Here is a 20,458-nt window from a genome sequence, read left to right as displayed (position 1 = left end):
ATTCATTAATGATACGCTGGGCCTATCCTGAATGAATGGGTTGACACATAAAAACACCTGTCAGGAAGAACTGACCTAACAGGTGTTTTTAAAATCTCTAACGGAATTCGCGTCCAGAAGACATACCTAAATGTTGCATAACGCAGCGGAAGCCAATATAGGAACGACGAGCATCTTTATATTCCCAGGAGCGTGTACCAGTTTCAAGGAAGTAAGCTACGTCTTTCCAAGAACCGCCACGAATCACCTTACGAGGCTCATCGTCATTGATGTTGTCAGAGTTTAAATCCCAGGTTACGACGGCAGCATTATCAGCCCAGGCATCTAAACACCACTCAGCTACGTTACCGGCCATATTATACAAACCGTACTCATTAGGATTGTACATATTAGCGGGAGCGGTGTAGGCGTAGCCATCGGCATCATAATTTCCACGCTGAGGCTTGAAGTTAGCCAGCATACAGCCTTTACCGTTTGCTACGTAAGGGTTACCCCAGGGATACTTTGCACCGGATTTGCCACCACGAGCGGCCCATTCCCACTGTGATTCAGTAGGTAATTCGAAACGAGGCATGGCAGCCTGATTTTCGTTCGTGCGGTAGTCGTTCAACACCGACGTCCGCCAACGGCAGAAATCACGAGCGGCATCCCAGCTTACACCTACTACAGGATAACGGTCAAAGGCCGGACTTGAATAATAGTATTCCGTCATCGGGTCACCATTATGGTAGGTAAAGTCTTTCTTCCAAACCGTTGTATCCGGGTAAACTTTACTCATGATGTATTCTTCACCCAAAACCGATACAGAATCCGTCAGCATAGCATTTACATACTGACGATACTCGTTATTGGTAATTTCGGTGTCATCCATGAAAAACTGGCTGATGGTAACCCGCTTGTTAAAGTTTACCTGAGCGGTTGCCACATCTTCATCGGCCTGTCCCATCAGGTAGGAACCCGAAGGAATCAGAACCATACCATACGGAGTCGGTTGTTTCCAGCCTTTACGGGCGTCAGCAACAATTTCCCCATTGTATACACCAACCTCTCCTTTGCGACTGCCTTTTCCACCTTTGCCTCCGTTGCTAGCATTATTACCTTTTTTACCGCAACTCTGTACCACCAGCATGGGAACAAGAATCAGAAGACTCCAAATGAGGCGTTTACTCATATGCCGCTCATTCATGATCATATAGTTGTTTTTCTTATCAATATCATTTAGGTACTACTTCCTGAACACAAGACTTGTTTATTTCTCGTAGTGATTACGCCGCAAAAAAACGATGAATACGCAGCTATCGTATTTAACTCAGCCAGCAAAAATAAAAAAAATATGCTTGGTACTAAGTTCCGCTCGCTAAACTTACGAGAAACAAGGCCTCGACAGTCGTGGAAGACCGCTTTAAAGCCTAAAACAAAGGCGTATATACGTGCAAATGATGTTTTTTCGGGCTTCGAAGATGTATAAATTTCATAGTCGGATAACTGACATTTTAAAAACGGAAACGTGGAGTCCGTACGGGAATTCGCTTATTGGGTTTAGGAGCTGGTAAGCCGTAACTCAGCAGTATGGAATAAGACCCAGGTGATTTAGCACTTACTCCGCCTAAAATTATATCATACGAAGCACCAATCCTAAACCGATTCCAGTTGACCCCTGCAAATACGGGGATACCATCGCCCTGCCGCCAGCCTGCTCCTACCCAAACAAAATTACGCCACATCGCTAACAACGAAGCTTCCACTGAAAACGTATTTATATCGGATTTAAAAATTGCCGATGGATTGATTTCTACTTCTTCATTCACGTAATAGCGATAACCACCGTTTACGAAAAAGGTTTGTTGAGCTTGGTTATTAGCCGCCTCCTGACCAAAATCGTACCGGGCTTGATTCAGGTGAATCATGGATGCTCCTACGTAATAGGTCGGTGTGGAATAATGAACGCCTACGGCTACATCAGGATTGGAATCATTCACTTTTCCAGTCCCAATCAATGGATCATCGGGATCGCGAGCCCGAAGTTTATCGAAATCAATTGTCCGAATCAATAGACCACCCTGAGCCCCAAATGCGAGCGTACGTTCGCCCCCTAGGGGTATACGATAAGCGTAGGCTAATTGAACCTCCTGATTTCGCTGCGGTCCAGCCTGATCATTGAATACGTTTAAACCCACTGCGGATTTAATACCGGGTAGAGGCAACTGAAAGGTAAATAATTGTGTAGTAGGGGCTCCTCCATCATCCGAAAAACTACTCTGATAACCAAGGTATTGTTGCCGGTGAATAAGCTGAAAACGCGTCATGCCTTCATGCCCTACAGCAGCCGGATTGAAAAACGACTGATTGTACATGTATTGGCTAAACTGTGGGTCTTGCTGAGCCCACAACTCACCCGAAGAAACCAACAATAAAAGTATAAATAGGTATAGCGTTTTTTGCATGGCGAGACAGACACGTTCACAGTCCTAAAACTAGAAACTATTTCGGTAAATTTAGTACTTCCCGGTCGCATTTAGCCGGCATACTACCAAACGATGGAACTTTCAGATTGTTACAGGAATATAAAAAAAACCTCCGATCAGTGAAATCGGAGGTTTTTTCGGTCAAGTAATTTTATTTCAAACCGTTTGCTTTTTTGATGTACAGGTCCAAAGCCCCGGTCATCGAAGGAGCATTGGGCATAGGAGCTTCAATATCCAAAATCAGATTAGCTTCAATAACAGCCTTGGCTGTGGTAGGCCCTAAGGCAGCGATTCGGGTCTTGTTCTGTTTGAAATCCGGGAAATTATCAAAAAGTGATTTTACTCCGGATGGACTAAAGAAACAGATAATGTCGTAGAAAACCTCTTCCAGATCCGATAAGTCCGCTGATCCCGTTTCGTACATCACCGCTTCGGTCAGGTGAATATCATTGGACACCATGAAACCGGGGATATCGTTCCGACGCTTGTCAGAACAGGGAAACAGAAATTTCTCCGTTTTGTGCTTTTTGATCAAGTCCAGCAGATCAGCAGCCGTTTTCTGCCCAACGAAAATCTTACGCTTCCGGATTACGATGTATTTCTGCAGGTAATTCGCCGTTTGTTCGGTTACGCAGAAATACTTCATTTCGGGAGGCATTTCCAGTTTGGCTTCCTTACAAATGCGGAAAAAGTGATCCACAGCATTACGGCTAGTAAAAATAATAGCCGTATGAGCCATAATATCAATTTTCTGCTTGCGGAAGTCCTTGTAGGAAACTCCGTTTACCTCAATGAAAGGCCGAAAGTCAACCTTGATGTTGTAATCCCGGGCTAAGTCAAAGTAGGGGGATTTCTCGTCGGCAGGACGAGCTTGCGTCACTAGAATGCTGGAAACTTTCGTGAGCCGTTCGTCCGTCTTGTTCGTCGTTTCACTCATTCAGATTCAAAAAATAAGTAGAAGATTCGATGGCAATAAAGCGTTTATTCAATAACATGAGAACTACCTTAATGTTTCCGACAGCTCCTGATTAAACAGTAGGAACGCATATTCATTCAGAGAGCAAACTTGAGCCCAATGATGAATGGAACCAATTCAACGATGCAAAGGTAAGAAAATAAGTAGAGATTTTTAGCATCAGACAATTTATTAATGGAAAAGTACAATAACAATAAACGCCCAATATAAAAGCCCGTTATAGGTATAACCAGTAACGTATCCCAGTGAAAAGTAAGCGATGGAAAGCTATTTAGCATGAGTAGCATTCCAAGACTCAAAAAGGTATAAAAGATCGCTGAAGCCTGAATAGACTTAAAAAAGTGAATGTTTACAATCTTATCAAATCGGTAAATGTGACCTAAAATATTGATCATTAAATACTTAAAGATAAACACAATGAAGATCAAAATACCGATAACAAAGAAATATAGGAAGAGTTTTCCTAAACTTTCCTCGTACGAAAACAAATCCTGGGATTGGAATAGATCGATCCCGCGGTGCCGAATGAGTTGATACAGATAAGAGATTAGGAAACTAATCAATAGCAGGAATAGCAAGTTTGCGACTTCAAATAATCCACGCGTAACCAAAGCGGCTCCCTCCCGCGTTTGGATGGTCAGTAAATCTTTGATACTCAAATACCGAATAAAGCCCCGAGGGAAAAGCTGGTACAGCGTTGCGTAAGCGACTAATAGCAAGAGAGCCGCCAGTACGTAAAAGTTTTCAAATGGCGAGGTATCCCGCGGCCGGGCCTGTAAAAACGATTCCGATACGTAAATAGGCTTCTGACCCGCCGCTACCTTATGCCCAATCTGTAAAGTCTTTTGTTCGATGCCTGACTGCGGCCCATACAAAGTCAGCAGAACTCGATGGTCAGGATAGGCTTTGTACAGACTATCGAGCTTAAAAACGGTCCATTTATCAATGGGCAGCTGCTTTTGCAAGGAACCATTGATAAATAAGTAATTTTCCTGATTGGAGCGATAGAGCAGGTAGTAATGTCGGTTCTGGGCTAAATCAAGAATGACGCTGTATGATCCGTAGTCTTGGTGAATTTCGCGAATGTAGGGAACGTAGGCCTTCATTCCTTCGTCGTAGACTCGCCAGTCATTGCGAAAATCGTGTACGAGGAAATAGCCTTCCTCCGGCCCCGTCGTCTGAGCAAACGTCGAACCCGCCAGGAAACACAGGAAGAAAAGCAAAAAACAGTGAAGCCTGTGGGTTAGAAGACTACCCACAGGCTTTCGTACGCTCGAAAAAGTGAAATCACTACCCACCACTCTCGCTTTCAGTACGTCCGTTTCGCTAACATCGCTGTTTCACAAAACGGATTCATTACAGAATCGTATTCTTACTTATGCGTTTACTTTCTGATCAGCCAATGCTTTCAGCATCGTCTCGCCAATGACGGCAGGCGATTCCGCTACGTACAGACCGCATTCACGCATGATTCGCATTTTTGCTTCAGCGGTATCATCAGCACCACCAACGATGGCACCTGCGTGACCCATCCGGCGACCTTTGGGAGCCGTTTGACCCGCGATGAAACCAACTACGGGCTTTTTGTTACCGGTTTCTTTGATCCAGTAAGCAGCTTCTGCTTCCATACCACCACCGATTTCACCGATCATAACGATGGCTTCGGTTTCGGGATCGTTCATCAACAACTCAACGGCTTCTTTCGTCGTCGTACCGATGATGGGGTCACCGCCGATTCCAATAGCCGTTGTTTGGCCTAAACCTGCTTTCGTCAATTGATCTACGGCTTCGTACGTGAGCGTACCTGATTTTGATACCAGACCGATCGTTCCTTTTTTGAAGATAAAGCCAGGCATGATACCTACTTTACATTCATCCGCCGTGATAACGCCAGGACAGTTAGGTCCGATCAGACGCAGATCTTTGCCTTGTACGTATTCTTTTACGGCAACCATATCTTTCACGGGGATACCCTCCGTGATTGTTACGATTACTTTGATGCCTGCGTCAGCCGCTTCCATAATGGCGTCAGCCGCGAAAGCCGGGGGTACAAAGATGATGGATACGTCAGCACCCGTTTCTTTCACCGCATCAGCAACCGTGTTGAATACGGGACGGTCCAGGTGTTTCTGGCCTCCTTTGCCGGGCGTTACACCGCCAACAACCTGAGTACCATATTCAATCATTTGCTGGGCATGGAAGGTACCTTCCGAACCCGTAAAGCCTTGTACAATGATTTTTGAATCTTTGTTAACTAATACACTCATAGAGATGGGATTTGCAGTGGCCAGTTCGGAAAGAATGTGGCTGTTCCCCACAAGGAACAGAAAAATCCGGCGTAAAAGTAGAAAGCTAAGACCAGTTGGGCAATTTCCCCGGAAATAAATTTGGGTGAATAGGTATAGGTACCCCAATTATTTTTCGGGAATAAGAATTTTGTACCTCTGGTACAAGTTAAAGCAAAGGTACGGTTTAAGAACTTTTTCCTGCGTAAATTCCCCGAAACCAGTTTGTCATGAATGCGAAGACAGCCCTTATCATCGGAGCCACCGGTTTAGTAGGCAACTATTTAATTTTCAAACTCTTACAATCGGATCGGTATGAGAACGTCATTACATTGGTACGTCGTCCGATGCACCTAAAACACCCTAAACTCGACGAACGTATCGTTGATTTCGATAACCTTACACGGCAGGATGTATCGGGGGCCAACGATGTTTTTTGCTGTTTAGGTACGACTATTCGTCAGGCTGGTTCGCAGGAAGCGTTTCGAAAAGTTGATTTTGTATATCCCGTAGAGGTGGGTAAGCTGGCCCTTCAGGCCGGAGCAACGCAGTATCTACTCGTATCGTCCATCGGAGCGAACGCCCAGTCTTCGATTTTTTACAGCCGAACCAAAGGGCAGGTGGAAGCGGCCATTGGCGAATTAGGCTACCGCAGCTATACCGTTTTCCGGCCCGCTACCCTACTCGGTAAACGAAAGCAATTTCGCCTCGGTGAAGAGGTAGGTAAAGTACTTGACTTTGCACTTTCGCCCCTTACGTTGCTCATTCCGCCCTTACGCAAGTATAAAGGCATTCAGGCTAGTAAAGTAGCATCGGCCATGCTGAATATAGCTGACCAGGAAGTTCCCGGCCAGCATATTCTTGAATCCGACGCCTTGCAGCGATTTTGATTAGTCTTCGTCCACATCCGGTACGTGAGGAATTTCGTTTTGTTCGAGAGCATAGACGGCTCTCCAGATGTCTTCTTCCTCTTCGGTAAACAGACGACCTCGGCGGTCCATCGTGTTACGAGCCACGTCTACGGCCTTCGAGAAGCGGTAGGGTTCAAATCCGGTATCAGCCCCGCCCCAACTAAAGGAAGGTATATGCTTGGGAGGAAAACCTGCTCCGAAGAGATTGACATTGATACCAACCACGGTTCCGGTATTGAACATGGTCGAAATGCCCGCCTTCGAGTAATCGCCCATGAACAGACCCACGAATTGCCGACCCGTATCCTCCAATTGTTTGGTGGTATAGTCGTACAGTTTTACGTTCCCGTAATCGTTTTTCAGATTGGAGTTATTGGTATTGGCTCCCAGGTTACACCATTCGGCGAGGTAAGAATTCCCGAGAAAACCGTCGTGTCCTTTATTGGAGTGACCCATCAGAATACTCATACTGACTTCGCCTCCTACTTTGCAATGAGGACCAATGGTGGTACTCTTCCGCATTTTTCCACCTAGATTAATCACCGCTCCTTCCAGAGCCGCGAAGGGGCCCTGAATGATTACACCATCCTGCACCTGAACATCTTTGCCCAAATAGATCGGACCATTTTCGGCATTAAGTATAGCTGAGCGGATTTGCACACCTTCTTCAATAAAGATTTGTTCTTCATTGTAGTACGCCGTGAATCGATCCGTAATGGGTTCACTGGTACGACCCGCTGTAATCCGATCGAAATCCGTCTTGATTTGCTCGCCGTTGTGTACGACTAAATCCGGCAGTCGCTGAATGACGGTTACTTTATCCCAATAGTACTGTTTCTGAAAATTTGGATTGTCGTGTACGAGATCTTCCAGGGCTATATGTTTAGCCCGAACGGCCAGCAAGATAGGTCCCTGTAATAAGGCTTCGCCGGGTTTGAGCTGTTCCAGCGAACGTACCAGCCGTTCGTTCGGACAGAGTCCGCCGTGCAGATAAATCGTGTCCGAGCTTTTTTTGTAGGGATACTTTCCCTGCAAATACGGTTGCGTATAATGGGTGGGTTTTACTCCTAACCAGTCAGTCCATTTTTCTGTGATGGTCCGAATACCGACCCGCAGCTCAGCCATAGGCCGGGTGAATACCAGCGGTAACAAATGAGGGCGAATTTTCGGGCCGTCAAAGAGTACGTAATTGATCATAAGACAGAATCAGAGGATTTGCCGCCAAAGTAAAGCAAAAAATAATCGCAGGTACAGGCTTATTACTAGATTATACGAAGACAAAAAATAACTTAATTAATCTTTTTAGTACATTTTCCATTCGTTAAGGTGGTATGCATGAAATTTCACAAAACAATAAAGCTGAATTTGTGTCTTTAGCCGCTGAACGTAAGTACGTTTGCGTTCCATACAATCTAATCTACTACCTAAACTTATGAACATTCCAGAAGACGATTTCGAATTTTACGACGAACCCATGGATGAAAGTGGTGATACCATGGACCCAGCGGAAGAAATGGACGAGTTTACCGCTGAACAGGATGACGAAGATGAAGATACCGAAGACTTTGAAGAAGAAGAGTTAGACGATATGTAAACTTAGTTTTCCTTCAAGCAAAAAGGCACTTACCCTCGCGGATAAGTGCCTTTTTCTTGGGTCAGTCCCGACGATTACTTCGCCAGTTTCGCCTGTAAGCCTTTGTCAAGCTCGTCCAGGAATTCTTCCGTGTACAGGTAATGCTCGCCGTGGTTTACTTTGTTACCGTGGATGGTGATGGCCAAATCCTTGGTCATTTTACCCGCTTCTACGGTTTCTACGCAAACTTCTTCCAGAGCCGTAGCAAAACGGATCAGTTCTTCGTTGCCGTCGAGTTTACCGCGGAAGGCCAGACCACGCGTCCAGGCGTAGATCGAAGCAATCGGGTTCGTTGACGTACGGTTTCCTTTTTGGTGTTCGCGGTAGTGACGCGTTACGGTACCGTGAGCCGCCTCCGCTTCCATAACGGAGCCATCGGGCGTCAGCAGTACAGAAGTCATCAGACCGAGTGAGCCAAAGCCCTGAGCAACGGTATCCGACTGCACGTCGCCGTCGTAGTTCTTACAAGCCCATACGTAGCTTCCGCTCCATTTCAGAGCTGCCGCTACCATGTCATCGATCAGACGGTGTTCGTACGTAATACCCGCTTCTTTGAATTTCTCAGCAAATTCTGCATCGAAAACTGCCTGGAATACGTCCCGGAAACGACCATCGTATTTCTTCAAGATCGTGTTTTTCGTAGACAAGTATACGGGCCAACCTTTTTGCAGACCTACCTGGAAGCAGGAACGGGCAAAACCAGCGATGGATTCATCGAGGTTATACATACCCATGGCTACCCCTGCTCCGGGGAAGTTGAATACTTCGTATTCCTGTACCGTTCCGTCTTCACCTTCGAATTTCATCGTCAGTTTACCTTTTCCGGGTACAACGAAATCCGTAGCACGGTACTGATCACCGAACGCGTGACGGCCAACGATAATGGGAGACGTCCAGGTGGTTACCAGACGAGGAACGTTCTGCATTACGATCGGCTCCCGGAATACCGTACCATCGAGGATGTTACGGATCGTTCCGTTGGGCGATTTCCACATTTGCTTCAGGTTGAATTCCTTCACGCGGTCCTCGTCGGGCGTAATCGTGGCACATTTGATACCAACACCGTATTGTTTGATGGCGTTAGCAGCATCTACCGTCACTTGATCATTCGTTTCGTCACGGTATTCAATACCTAAATCGTAGTATTTGATATCGACATCAACGTAGGGAAGAATCAGCTTTTCCTTGATAAACTTCCAGATGATTCGGGTCATTTCGTCCCCGTCGAGTTCGACGACTGGGTTCGCTACTTTAATTTTCTGCATGATTAGACGTCGGAAAGAGTCAGGTAATGAATTGAACCCCAAAGGTAAGCAGGACGGTGAAATCAAGCCAAAAAAAAACCATTTATGGGATTTTATCTATTCAAATAGTCGTTTGTGAATGGTACCTTTGCCAAAAAAATTCGAAGTCATACGCTGAATATGAATTTTTTGAGGCTTATCGAAAGCCTTTTCCAATCTACAGACCTTACGCTTTAGTATTCTTTACTAACCATGTTTGATAATTTACAGGACAAGCTCAATAAAGCCATCCGCACCCTCAAAGGCAGCGGAAAGATTACCGATGTAAACGTGGCTTCCACGGTGAAAGAAATTCGCCGGGCTCTTACCGATGCCGACGTTAACTTTAAAGTAGCCAAAGATATTACGGATCAGATCCGGGAAGAAGCCATTGGTCAGAAGATCATGATCGCGGTGGAGCCCGGCCAGATGCTGGTAAAAATTGTACACGACAAGCTGACCGAACTCATGGGTGGTCAGGCGGAAAGTGTCAACCTCAAAGGTTCTCCTGCGATCGTCCTGATTGCTGGTCTACAAGGATCGGGTAAAACGACGTTTACGGGTAAGCTGGCCCATAACATTAAGAAACAGGGTCGTCAGGTGATTGTAGCGGCCTGTGACATCTATCGTCCGGCTGCTATTGCCCAGCTTCAGACCCTGGGTGAACAGATCGGCGTTGAAGTTTACGCGGAACCTGATAATAAGAACGCCGTTGAAATTGCCCGCAACGCCGTTGAGTACGCCAAGAAAAATTCCAAAAACGTAGTCATCATCGATACCGCAGGTCGTCTGGCGATTGATGAGGCCATGATGCAGGAAGTGGAAAACGTGAAGAAGGCCATTGAGCCGACGGAAACGCTTTTCGTCGTGGATTCGATGACGGGTCAGGATGCGGTAAATACGGCCAAGACGTTCAACGATCGTCTGAACTTCGACGGGGTTGTACTGACCAAGCTTGACGGGGATTCTCGCGGGGGTGCAGCCCTTTCGATCCGTCAGGTGGTGAGCAAGCCCATCAAGTACATGTCGACGGGTGAGAAAATGGAAGATCTCGACATTTTCTACCCCGATCGGATGGCCAGCCGGATTCTCGGTATGGGTGACGTGCTGTCGCTGGTTGAACGGGCTCAGCAGGCCTTCGACGAAGAAGAAGCGAACCGCATTAACAAGCAGATTCGTCAGAACCAGTTCAACTTCGAAGACTTCTACTCACAGCTTCAGCAAATCAAGAAGATGGGTAACATCAAGGATTTGATGGGTATGATTCCCGGTTTAGGCGGTGCGATTAAAGACGTAGACATCAGTAACGACTCGTTCAAGCCCATCGAAGCCATCATCAGTTCCATGACGCTGAAAGAACGCAAGAATCCCGATCTGATCGACGGTTCACGCCGCCGCCGGATTGCTACCGGTTCAGGTACGAGCATTCAGCAGGTAAACAACCTGATGAAACAGTTCGAGGAAATGCGGAAGATGATGAAGACCATGAACAAAGTACAGGACGGCAAAATCAAACTGCCGAATATGTTGAAGAAATAAGGGGAGTTTGGCGTTTTGTGTTTAGAGTTAATATTCGTTTATAAAAGAAAGACCTTCCAGAAACTTGGAAGGTCTTTCTTTTTATTCTGTTGATCAGTTAACTCAAAACTCTAAACACAAAACCCTCAACATTACTACATTTTCTCCTGCTCAAACTTTTTTGGAGCGTATAGGAAGCCGAAGGCTTGAGCTCCTTGCTTGGTGTGTACTTTATGGTGGATGTAGTGAGCCCGCATAATGCGTTTCATATAGCGGGAACGAGCTACAAACTTAATCTTCACTCGCCGGTGTACGATGATGTCGTGGAAGATGAAATAGAAAAGTCCGTACGCTGTCACGCCAATTCCTACCCACAATAAAAACCGCACGGAAGGCACTTCGCTACCGATTAGAATTAAAGAAATAGCTACCGTGGCAAACACTACGGCGAAATAATCGTTCTTCTCAAAAAAGCCAGTGTGGGGATGATGATGGTCCTCGTGCCAAGACCATAACCAGCCGTGCATAACGTACTTATGCGTCGACCAGGCTACTGCTTCCATTAGTAAAAATGTCCCTAGAACAATCAGGATATTCCAAACCCATTCCATTGGATAAAAGAGTGATGCTGTGAGTGGTAACGGCAAAATAGAGTAAAATGTTTGGAATTTTCCCGGAAGGAAAAGCATTTTATACGTATAAAAATAATTTCCTCTGAACCCTTTTTTCTTTTAGAGGATTGGTTAAATTTGGGAAACCCTCTAACTACGATGGTCATGAAGGATGGCTGGTCGGGAATGGCGGAAAAAACTGCCACCCGCAGTGTACGAGGCACGATGGATCTTCGAGCCTTGAAAGAACTGGTGAAGAAAGGAGAAAACGAGCGGCTGGAATTTAAGCTAAAAGCGAACCATCCTGAGAAGATTATCCGCGAGGTGGTGGCTTTTGCAAATACCCAGGGTGGCATTCTGTTAGTAGGCGTCGGTGACGATAAGTCGATACCGGGTTTGAAGTTCGCTGACGATGATGAATTCATCTTGTGCCGGGCCCTCGAAAAATATTGCTTTCCTGCAATTGAATATACCCTTGAACGTGTCTACGTAGAAAATGAACGCGAAGTGCTCGTGTTCCGCATTCCGCGTAGCCAGCAGCGTCCCCATTACGTTAGTCTAGATCCGGCTCAGCAGGAAAAGAAGACGTATGTACGCGTTAATGATCGTTCCATTCAAGCCAGCAAAGAAGTGCGGCAAATTTTGAAATGGGAAGATCGGGTGCAGGACGTGAAATTCAAATATGGTCACAAAGAAGAAGTGCTGATGAAATACCTCGGTGATCATCCAGGGATTACGGTACAGCTTTTCTCGCAAATCGCTCATATTCCCATGTGGATGGCTTCTAAAACGTTGATTACGCTGACCTTAGCCAATGTACTACGGATTCGTCCCGACGAAAATGCGGATCAGTTCATTATGGCGGCGTAACCTTTAGAAGACCCATTAACGCAAGGATAAGTAACTGCCGGCTCGCTGAGTCGGCAGTTTCATTTTACAGCATAAACCGAACAAGTATACAGACTCTTGTTATTTTTGGCGGTCAAACGTCTTTTCCAGCACCTAGATACCCACATGAAAATTACCCTTGTAGCCGCCATGGATGAGCATCGACTCATCGGTAATCATGGAATTCTCCCCTGGCCTTTTCTACCCAATGATCACGCCCATGTGGAACGACTGATTGCGGGTAAGAAAACTATTATGGGTCGGAAAAGCTACGACACGCCGGATCGCATTTGGTCCAAAGCCGGGAATATCGTTGTAACGAGTCAGCCCAATTATCAGGTTGACCCTGGATTTTTGGTGATGAACAGTATTGAGGAAGCTCTGGACTACTACAAAAATGAAGAAGAAGTGATGGTACTGGGCGGGGCTCAGATTTATTCGGAAACGCTTCCTAAAGCCCATGTGCTGGAACTTACCCTCATTCATGGCCAATTCAAGGGAGACGCGTATTTCCCTGAGTTTAGTACGGATGTCTTTGACCTAATCCACCGTCAAGATCATCCACAAGACGATAAACATTCCGTTGCCTACTCTTTTCTTACCTATCAGCGTAGATAAGTCAATAAAAATTTTGACTTTTTCTATAAAATCAAAATACTATTTGCCTTTTTAATAAGCTTGCCTAATATTTGCAATAAGTCTATGTCATTTAAACCAATGATTTCATTTGACATTGATACGCATTCCTTCCGGTACCGCCCGTAATGGCTTTCTTGCCGCATCGCTATTACGCCCATTGAGTAGTAAGAATCCCTGCATACGTACACGCTATTGACAAGTTTCTATTTGTCAGAGCGAATGGTTTTGTCTCTAATCAACCCGAGCTAAACAACCGTATTACCCCGATTACGATTTGTTCATGTAAAGCAAACAGGCCTACCGATGTTCGGCAGGCCTGTTTTATGCATAACTCGTAAGCTAGTTAATCGTTGATTGGAAGCATGGCTTCTGTTACGGCTTAACTAGCCACCAATCGCTTCTTAAAGTTTCGGCTTGATGATCCGATCTTTCTTCTCCTTTTTAGCTTTTTCAGCCGCAGCTTGTGGTTCTTCACCTTCGATCAGGAAATCTTCGGGTGAAGGAACTGCAAATTTATCCGCAGGCTTATTCACTTTAGCTACTTCCAGAGCTGCTCCTTTTTGCTCCTGATCTTTCGTCAGGAAGTCAACCACGATCGGCGTAGCTACGAACAGCGAAGAGTACGTACCTACGATGACCCCGATCAACATGGCGAAAGAGAAACCACGAATCGTTTCACCGCCGAAGAAGAACAGTACGATCAGTACCAGCATCGTTGAAAGACCCGTTACGGCCGTACGGCTCAGCGTCGAGTTCAAGGCGTTGTTGATAATCGTCGGAATACTTTCGTTTTTCGCACTACCTTCTCGCAGGTATTCCCGAACGCGGTCAAAGACTACGACCGTATCGTTCATCGAATAACCCATAATCGTCAGCAAGGCACCTACGAAGGACTGATCTACGTCGAGTGAGAAGGGCAGAATGCCATTGAAAATCGAGAAGATAGCCAGGATAATCAGTACGTCGTGCGATACCGCCACCATTGCTCCGTAACCGAACGCCAATTTCTTAAAGCGAAGCAGAATGTATCCAAACACAACCGCAATACCCGCCAGAATGGAGTACAGCGACGAGAAAATCATGTCATTGGCGATCGTAGGTCCTACTTTCGACGAACTCAGAATTTCAGCTTTACCGATCTTGCTTACGCCTTGGATAATTTTATTCTGAGCTTCGCGATCGGCTTCTACCGTCGTTTGGTCTACCAGATAATCCGTTGTGATCTGTACCTGATCACCACCGATACCGCTACCACCGTAGGTTTTTACTTCCGGTGAACCTTCCAGAGGTCCTTCCAGAGCCGTACGAACTTCGTCGGTACTGATGCTTTTGTCAAAACGTACGACGTACGTACGACCACCTTTGAAATCAACGCCCAGTCCGAATCCTTTGATTACTACCGAAAGAATACCGGCCGCAATGATTACAGAAGAAATGGTATAGTACAGACGACGTTTCGATACGAAATCGAAGTCCGAATCTTTGAACCAGTTTTTGGTCAGATTCGAAACGAAGTTGATTTTCCAGCCTTTTTCTACCCAGATATCCATCAACGCCCGGCTTACGAAGAATACGGCGAAGAGCGAAGTGAAGATACCGATGACCAGCGTTACGGCGAAGCCCAGGATAAGACCCGTTCCGAAGAACAACAGAATCAAACCAGACAGCAACGTAGTAGCATTGGAGTCAATGATCGAAGAAGTCGCATTTTTGAAACCGTCACTCACGGCCAGCTTCATCGGCTTTCCTAGAGCTAACTCTTCCTTGATCCGTTCAAATACCAGTACGTTCGCATCCACGGCCATACCAATCGAGAGTACGATACCGGCGATACCAGGTAAAGTTAATACTGAACCCAGTGACGCCATGATACCCATCAGGAAGAACAAGTTCACCAGCAGGGCAATGTCGGCAATAAAACCAGAGCGGTTGTAGTAAGCCAGCATGAACATCAATACGACGAACAGACCTACTACGGAAGAGAGAATACCGGCGTTAACCGCTTCTGAACCCAGCGTTGAACCTACGACGGCTTCTTCCACGATCGTCGTCGGAGCGGGCAGTTTACCAGCTTTCAGTACCGTGGCTAAATCTTTACCTTCTTCAAGCGTAAAGTTTCCGGAGATACTAGAGTTACCATTCGGAATTTCACCGTTTACTACCGGAGCTGATTGTACATAACCATCCAGCAAAATAGCAATCCGGCGACCGATGTTTGCAGCCGTCAGGTTTTTCCATTTACGGGCACCTTCAGGATTCATTTGCATGGAAACGTCCACGCGACCACTCTGATCGTAATCTTGTGAAGCGTTCGTGATTACGGAACCGTCCAATGGAACTTCACCATTCGGACCGCGTTTTACCGCGATCAGAGCCATGATGTCTTTGTTATTGATTGTACGAGGTTTGGCTTCGTACGCAAAGTTCAAGTCTGAAGGCAATAAGGTCCGAACGTCGTTACGGGCCAGCAGAGCATTTACGCGAGGCGTATCTTTAACGGCTACACCCAGTCCATCCTGCATCGGAATAAACAGTTTCGTCAGAGCAGCACCTGCGTTAGCCGATTGCGTAGTGTCGCTTTTGGCCGCACCTGAATCTTTTTTCGTCAGAGCAGAAGCTAGACCACCGTTTGCTTTAGCCGCTGTATCTACGGAAGCCTGTTGCGTAGCGGGGCTTTTCAGAGCCGCACTTTGCTCACGTTCTTCTTCCAAGAGAATGTTACCAATACCATCCAGAGCCGGAGCGTATTCTTGCAATTCGTATACTTCGCAGAATTCCAGTTTCGCAGAACCCGTCAACAGTTTACGTACCCGAGCCGGATCATCCACACCCGCTAATTCCACCTGAATACGGCCAGAGTTCGGGATACGCTGAATGTTCGGGTTCGATACGCCAAATTTATCCACCCGCTGCTGAATAACGCGGAAGGCACGCTCTACGGCACCGTCTACTTCCGTTTTGATCATTTTCACCACATCCGCATCGGAAGTCTGGAAGTTGATCGTAGCCCGGTTCGTAGCATTCGCAAAAACATCCGCCAGTTTCTTATCTGGGTTCAGGCTTTTGAAGTTACGGGCAAAGGCATCGACAAAGTTCGACTGTGAGTTACCCTGCTCTTTCTGCGTAACAGCTAGAGCTTCCAGGAATTTGGGATCGCGGCTGTTACCGGCCAGCGATTTGATGATGTCTACTGGAGATACTTCCAGAATCACGTGCATACCACCCTGAAGGTCAAGACCCAGGTTCAGTTCACGCTCGGTTACTTGCTGAAGCGTACTTCCCAGCCATACATCTTCTTTCCACAAAGAATCCGTATACCGTTGTTTTTTAGCTTTGTCTACTTCACCCGTGCGGGGATCCGTAGCGTATTCGATCGCTTTTTTCTTGTAATCCTGCGATACGAACGTGAAAGAGAGGTAGTAGAGGCATAACGCGGCAAAAATCCCCGTTAGAGCCACTATAACACCACGATTTTGCATGGATAAATTGGCTTTGGGTTACGAGCATTCACGCCCACAACCAGAGTACATAAGAAAACAATTGGAAAAGGATACTATTGAAACTAGGGATTGAGAATCCGGATAAAAACAACTAGGGAGCGTTCGGTGAAATCACATGCTCAAAGAGCACTTCATGATAAGGAAGTCGGAATTGAGGAATTCCAACCGACGTAGGCTGCTGCTTGCTAACTTCGAAGCAGTACACCGAGGGCGGTAGCAGGTAAAAGTCCTGCGTAAATGAAAAATCGGCCACCGAGACCGTCGCCATCGGGGAGAGTGCCTGAACGGTTGCTTTGGGCGTACCGGAAGTCTGATCTGACTTTTCAGTAGGAGCTTTAGGCAAGGGCAATGCTTTCGCCGATACGCCTTTCACTGCTACCGAAGCAATCAGTAACACACTTGCCAGAAACAAGCTGAATAACCGTGCTATGGAACGTGGACTTTTCATTTGCGGGGACGAAAATAGCAATTTTTTTGGAAAGACAAACGCTCTTCAACGGATTACTTGGGAAAATGTTTGCCTTTCCAGAAAAAAGAATAGCTCTGTCAGCCGTAGACCTTATTTTCTTTTCCGAAGAAAGGAAAGACCATCACTCAATAGCCTATAGTGCTACTCTTCTGGCTAACGCTATGGCCGGTTTTTCAATCCATTGATAAAACAAGGCAGCGAAAGCGAGGCAAATACCCAGAATCCCTATTCCGGCCAGGCTTTTCAGTACCGGGCCAGAGGCAGGATACGTCAGTGTAAACCAATTGCGAAGAATTTCCACACCCAGCGTCCAGTGAATCAGATACAGAGAATAAGATAGTTGGCCTAATCGGTATAGGCTCTTCAAGGGTATCTGATAATTTGTTAAGATGACTAGTATTGCCAGGGTAGATGCCAGTGCATAGGCTTTGCCGTGAATCATTGCGATAAGAACGAGCACTATACCCATCTGTATAGCAAAAGAAGAGCGAGAGATTAAGCCCCTGTATCGTTTGAAACTTAAGATACCCGCCATAAACACATCAAAGTAGAAGGGCAGAAATCGTTCGGTTCCCTCATACGCGGTGAAACGTAGACAAATTAATAAGCCCAGCCATAGAGTGAGGGTATGAATTACTTTGTTTCCCCGTATCAAAGGAACAATCAGACCGATTAGGGAGTAAAACTGAATTTCAATAAATAGAGTCCAGGCTACGGGGTTAATCCAGGGACTGTCCAGAAAAACGTTGCCGTAAATCGCATTTAGTAACAAATTTTTGAGACTAAAGGACGGCGTTTCCGTAGTTGAAACGACTGAATAAATATATAAACTGCCGATGGCTATTACCAACGAAGCGATATACGGAATCTGGATTCGGATGATCCGACGAACCCAGAAAACCGGATACGCTTTTAAGGAATAATTCTTCTTATCCAGTGAATACGTGATAATGAACCCTGAGATGACAAAAAACATGGGCACCCAAAATCGTCCCATTTCCTGAAAATAACGGAAGTAGCGTTGGTAAAAAACGTCCTGGCTATCAAAGTAATTCAGCGTGAAAAAGATATGTACTATACATATACCTAAGGAGGCAATTCCCCGTAACCATTCGATGGATTCTATTCGAGTAGCATTTCTACTAGTATTGCTCATTAAGGCTAGATACACATCAGTTTAAGTAGATACAAAAGGCTCGTTTAACTGCAAATAAAGTTAACCTTTCCATGTGTCTCTATTTTACTGTCTTACTAACGGCGTTTTTTCCCGAATACCCAGTTCATTTCGTACTCGTAGATCTTTAGCCCGAAGTTGGTCGCGTAAGTCCAGCCATTCCCGATTACTAAGCCCATCGGCAATGAAAGAATGGGTTTTAAAATCCTTCCGAATCACTTTCAGAGCGGGAAATCCTTTTCCCCTATGTTCATAAGCTACTTCCCGTAGTTGCTCCAAAAGAAATACTTTTTGATACCCAGGCCACAGACCGTTTTTAATAATGAGTTCCGTTTCTGACAGGCCTATATAATGTAAACTAGATGTCACTACACGCCAAAGCAAAATAGATATAAAACCACAACTAAGGAAATAAATAGGTTGCCGGTTAATTGGGTTGAGTACTGGTACAAAAAACATAACGTTTATGAACAGGAAGAGATAAAAGGGCATAGCCCGCCATACACTCCCTTGATAATAGGTGGCCTTACTCGTGCTGTATTCCAGGACCGTTACTTGAGGCAAAGTAATGCGTGCTTGGCCCTGCTGTACGATTTGTTCCAGAAAGAGCTTCATTAACCAGCTATTCTGGTACATGTGATCAAAAAAGACGCGTTTGACATTTCCCTCGAATAACATCTGTACGCCCTCGCCCGTGGCCCATAGAAGTTTGGAGTGATGCTTGCCCGTCAATTCCAGTCGCGCTAGATCTTTCCAGTAAAAAACTTCTGTACCGTTATAGATTAGTTTTTCGGTGTCCAGAACCACGCTCGGGGCCTGCTCCCAGAATGACCAGGATCCGTAGAAGGAAGTAATAATTAAACCGATCCCAAATAACATCGCTATCTGCTCACCCGTAGTTGTTTTTTGCTGTCCGTAGTGACTGAAAAAAGAGTAAGAAAAGGCAATGCCTGCACCTAAACAGAACAATACCATAGCTACGAGAGCACCCCAGAAATAAAGCCAGTGACGCTTGGATTGAACAGTTAATAAAGGTCCTTTGTTAATCATATGTTTTCCGAAAAATGGTTTGAATAGAGGCTTTCTAATATACGCAATCCCATCCAAAGGACCAACCCTTCTGGCAGGTTGCGTGAAGTTGAGGACCATTCACCCGAGGAAATGTGTTATTTTCGCTTACTAAACCAGCCTCTGGGAAGCTCTTTTTATATGTACGGACAAGACATTCACGAATTCATACGCCTGGCTTTGCAGGAAGACGTAGGCGACGGCGATCATACCTCCTTAGCGACTATTCCACCTTTTGCCATGGGCCGGGCCCGCTTATTAGTAAAAGACACGGGCATCCTCGCCGGGGTTGAAGTGGCACAACTTATTTTCGCCGAAGTAGACCCGGAATTGAAGGTAGAGGTATTGCTTCAGGATGGTACGTCGATTCAGAAAGGAGACATCGCTCTGACCGTTGAAGGTAGTTCGCAATCGATTCTAAAAGCGGAACGATTGGTACTGAACTGCATGCAGCGGATGAGTGGCATTGCGACTTACACGCGTAGTCTGGCTGACCTGATTGCTGATTTGCCCTGCAAATTGCTGGATACGCGGAAAACTACACCTAATTTCCGCATTTGCGAAAAGTGGGCCACGCGGATTGGCGGAGCTGTCAATCACCGCTATGCCTTGTACGACATGATTCTTATTAAAGACAATCACGTCGATTATGCCGGTGGAATCGAAGCTGCTCTTACGAAAGCGAACGCGTACCTGAAAGAAACCGGAAGAGACCTGCAAATTGAAATTGAAGTACGCAATCTGGCGGAACTAGACGAAGTATTACGAGTCGGTGAAACGCAGTCACTCCACCGCATTATGCTCGATAATTTTGGCTTTGATGACATGCGGGAAGCCGTTCGCCGCGTGAATAAAAAATACCCTACGGAAGCCTCGGGTGGCATCAATGAACAAACCATCCGTACCTACGCCGAATGTGGCGTTGATTTCGTATCGGTGGGTGCCCTAACCCATCAGGTAAAGAGTTTAGACCTTAGTTTAAAGGCCTGGTAACAACGAGAAAATAAGTTGAGTTTGGTGTTTTGGGTTTAGGGTTTT

Annotated in this window: 18 protein-coding genes; 6 read left to right on the top strand and 12 right to left on the bottom strand. The window is 45.9% G+C overall.

Translation table 11 applies throughout. From position 1 onward, the window contains the following. Positions 1-97: 97 nt before the first annotated feature. From porK to sucD, 5 genes are all read right to left on the bottom strand, one after another. Positions 98-1,186, bottom strand: a complete 1,089-nt coding sequence (gene porK / locus C5O19_RS00515) for a T9SS ring complex lipoprotein PorK/GldK (RefSeq protein ID WP_104713763.1) — start codon at positions 1,184-1,186, stop codon at positions 98-100. Between the two features lie 307 nt (positions 1,187-1,493). Next, entirely contained in the window at positions 1,494-2,444 is a 951-nt protein-coding gene (locus C5O19_RS00510; RefSeq protein ID WP_104709447.1) for a PorP/SprF family type IX secretion system membrane protein, read from the bottom strand. A 172-nt stretch (positions 2,445-2,616) separates the two neighbouring features. Then, positions 2,617-3,402, bottom strand: a complete 786-nt coding sequence (locus tag C5O19_RS00505; RefSeq protein WP_104709446.1) for a uroporphyrinogen-III synthase — start codon at positions 3,400-3,402, stop codon at positions 2,617-2,619. A 116-nt stretch (positions 3,403-3,518) separates the two neighbouring features. Beyond that, positions 3,519-4,700: a DUF4271 domain-containing protein gene (locus C5O19_RS00500; RefSeq protein WP_165795902.1), complete on the bottom strand. Its 1,182-nt coding sequence runs from the start codon at positions 4,698-4,700 to the stop codon at positions 3,519-3,521. Positions 4,701-4,817: 117 nt separating this feature from the next. Further along, positions 4,818-5,708, bottom strand: a complete 891-nt coding sequence (gene sucD / locus C5O19_RS00495) for a succinate--CoA ligase subunit alpha (RefSeq protein WP_094816294.1) — start codon at positions 5,706-5,708, stop codon at positions 4,818-4,820. 248 nt (positions 5,709-5,956) lie between these two features. Between sucD and C5O19_RS00490 the strand changes: the two genes are divergently transcribed. After that, positions 5,957-6,616 (top strand): NAD(P)H-binding protein, encoded by a 660-nt coding sequence (locus tag C5O19_RS00490; protein ID WP_104709444.1) that lies wholly within the window; start codon positions 5,957-5,959, stop codon positions 6,614-6,616. Here C5O19_RS00490 and C5O19_RS00485 read toward each other — a convergent pair whose 3' ends face one another. Continuing rightward, positions 6,617-7,834, bottom strand: a complete 1,218-nt coding sequence (locus tag C5O19_RS00485; RefSeq protein WP_104709443.1) for a putative sugar nucleotidyl transferase — start codon at positions 7,832-7,834, stop codon at positions 6,617-6,619. 235 nt (positions 7,835-8,069) lie between these two features. Between C5O19_RS00485 and C5O19_RS25910 the strand changes: the two genes are divergently transcribed. Then, positions 8,070-8,231: a hypothetical protein gene (locus C5O19_RS25910; RefSeq protein ID WP_158242757.1), complete on the top strand. Its 162-nt coding sequence runs from the start codon at positions 8,070-8,072 to the stop codon at positions 8,229-8,231. A gap of 74 nt (positions 8,232-8,305) precedes the next feature. On the opposite strand, the gene C5O19_RS00480 is transcribed toward C5O19_RS25910, so the two are convergent. After that, the gene (locus C5O19_RS00480) at positions 8,306-9,535 is read right to left on the bottom strand and encodes an NADP-dependent isocitrate dehydrogenase (protein ID WP_104709442.1); all 1,230 of its coding nucleotides are present in this window, start codon (positions 9,533-9,535) and stop codon (positions 8,306-8,308) included. A gap of 231 nt (positions 9,536-9,766) precedes the next feature. On the opposite strand from C5O19_RS00480, the gene ffh reads away from it, so the two are divergent. Continuing rightward, the gene (ffh, locus tag C5O19_RS00475; protein ID WP_102201379.1) at positions 9,767-11,092 is read left to right on the top strand and encodes a signal recognition particle protein; all 1,326 of its coding nucleotides are present in this window, start codon (positions 9,767-9,769) and stop codon (positions 11,090-11,092) included. Positions 11,093-11,226: 134 nt separating this feature from the next. Here ffh and C5O19_RS00470 read toward each other — a convergent pair whose 3' ends face one another. Continuing rightward, entirely contained in the window at positions 11,227-11,682 is a 456-nt protein-coding gene (locus tag C5O19_RS00470; RefSeq protein ID WP_243406292.1) for a sterol desaturase family protein, read from the bottom strand. A gap of 165 nt (positions 11,683-11,847) precedes the next feature. Between C5O19_RS00470 and C5O19_RS00465 the strand changes: the two genes are divergently transcribed. Next, on the top strand, positions 11,848-12,552 hold the full coding sequence (locus C5O19_RS00465; RefSeq protein WP_233207847.1) for an AlbA family DNA-binding domain-containing protein: 705 nt from the start codon (positions 11,848-11,850) through the stop codon (positions 12,550-12,552). A gap of 144 nt (positions 12,553-12,696) precedes the next feature. After that, complete coding sequence (locus C5O19_RS00460) at positions 12,697-13,188, top strand: dihydrofolate reductase (RefSeq protein WP_104709441.1); 492 nt, start codon at positions 12,697-12,699, stop codon at positions 13,186-13,188. Positions 13,189-13,610: 422 nt separating this feature from the next. On the opposite strand, the gene secDF is transcribed toward C5O19_RS00460, so the two are convergent. The 4 genes from secDF to C5O19_RS00440 form a co-directional block, all read right to left on the bottom strand. After that, positions 13,611-16,688, bottom strand: coding sequence for a protein translocase subunit SecDF (gene secDF, locus C5O19_RS00455; RefSeq protein ID WP_104709440.1), 3,078 nt, complete (start codon positions 16,686-16,688; stop codon positions 13,611-13,613). 112 nt (positions 16,689-16,800) lie between these two features. Next, positions 16,801-17,157 (bottom strand): hypothetical protein, encoded by a 357-nt coding sequence (locus C5O19_RS00450; RefSeq protein WP_104709439.1) that lies wholly within the window; start codon positions 17,155-17,157, stop codon positions 16,801-16,803. A 154-nt stretch (positions 17,158-17,311) separates the two neighbouring features. Continuing rightward, the gene (locus tag C5O19_RS00445) at positions 17,312-18,334 is read right to left on the bottom strand and encodes an acyltransferase family protein (RefSeq protein ID WP_104709438.1); all 1,023 of its coding nucleotides are present in this window, start codon (positions 18,332-18,334) and stop codon (positions 17,312-17,314) included. 84 nt (positions 18,335-18,418) lie between these two features. Further along, positions 18,419-19,402 carry a hypothetical protein gene (locus tag C5O19_RS00440; protein WP_104709437.1) on the bottom strand — a complete coding sequence of 328 codons (984 nt, stop codon included), beginning with the start codon at positions 19,400-19,402 and terminating at the stop codon, positions 18,419-18,421. Between the two features lie 159 nt (positions 19,403-19,561). Between C5O19_RS00440 and nadC the strand changes: the two genes are divergently transcribed. Further along, a complete protein-coding gene (gene nadC, locus C5O19_RS00435; RefSeq protein ID WP_104709436.1) occupies positions 19,562-20,413 on the top strand; it encodes a carboxylating nicotinate-nucleotide diphosphorylase in 852 nt (283 codons plus the stop codon). The last annotated feature ends 45 nt before the right edge of the window (positions 20,414-20,458 follow it).

The sequence above is a fragment of the Siphonobacter curvatus genome, from assembly GCF_002943425.1.
GTDB classification, from domain to species: Bacteria; Bacteroidota; Bacteroidia; order Cytophagales; family Spirosomataceae; genus Siphonobacter; species Siphonobacter curvatus.
This window is presented reverse-complemented; position numbering and strand designations above follow the sequence as displayed.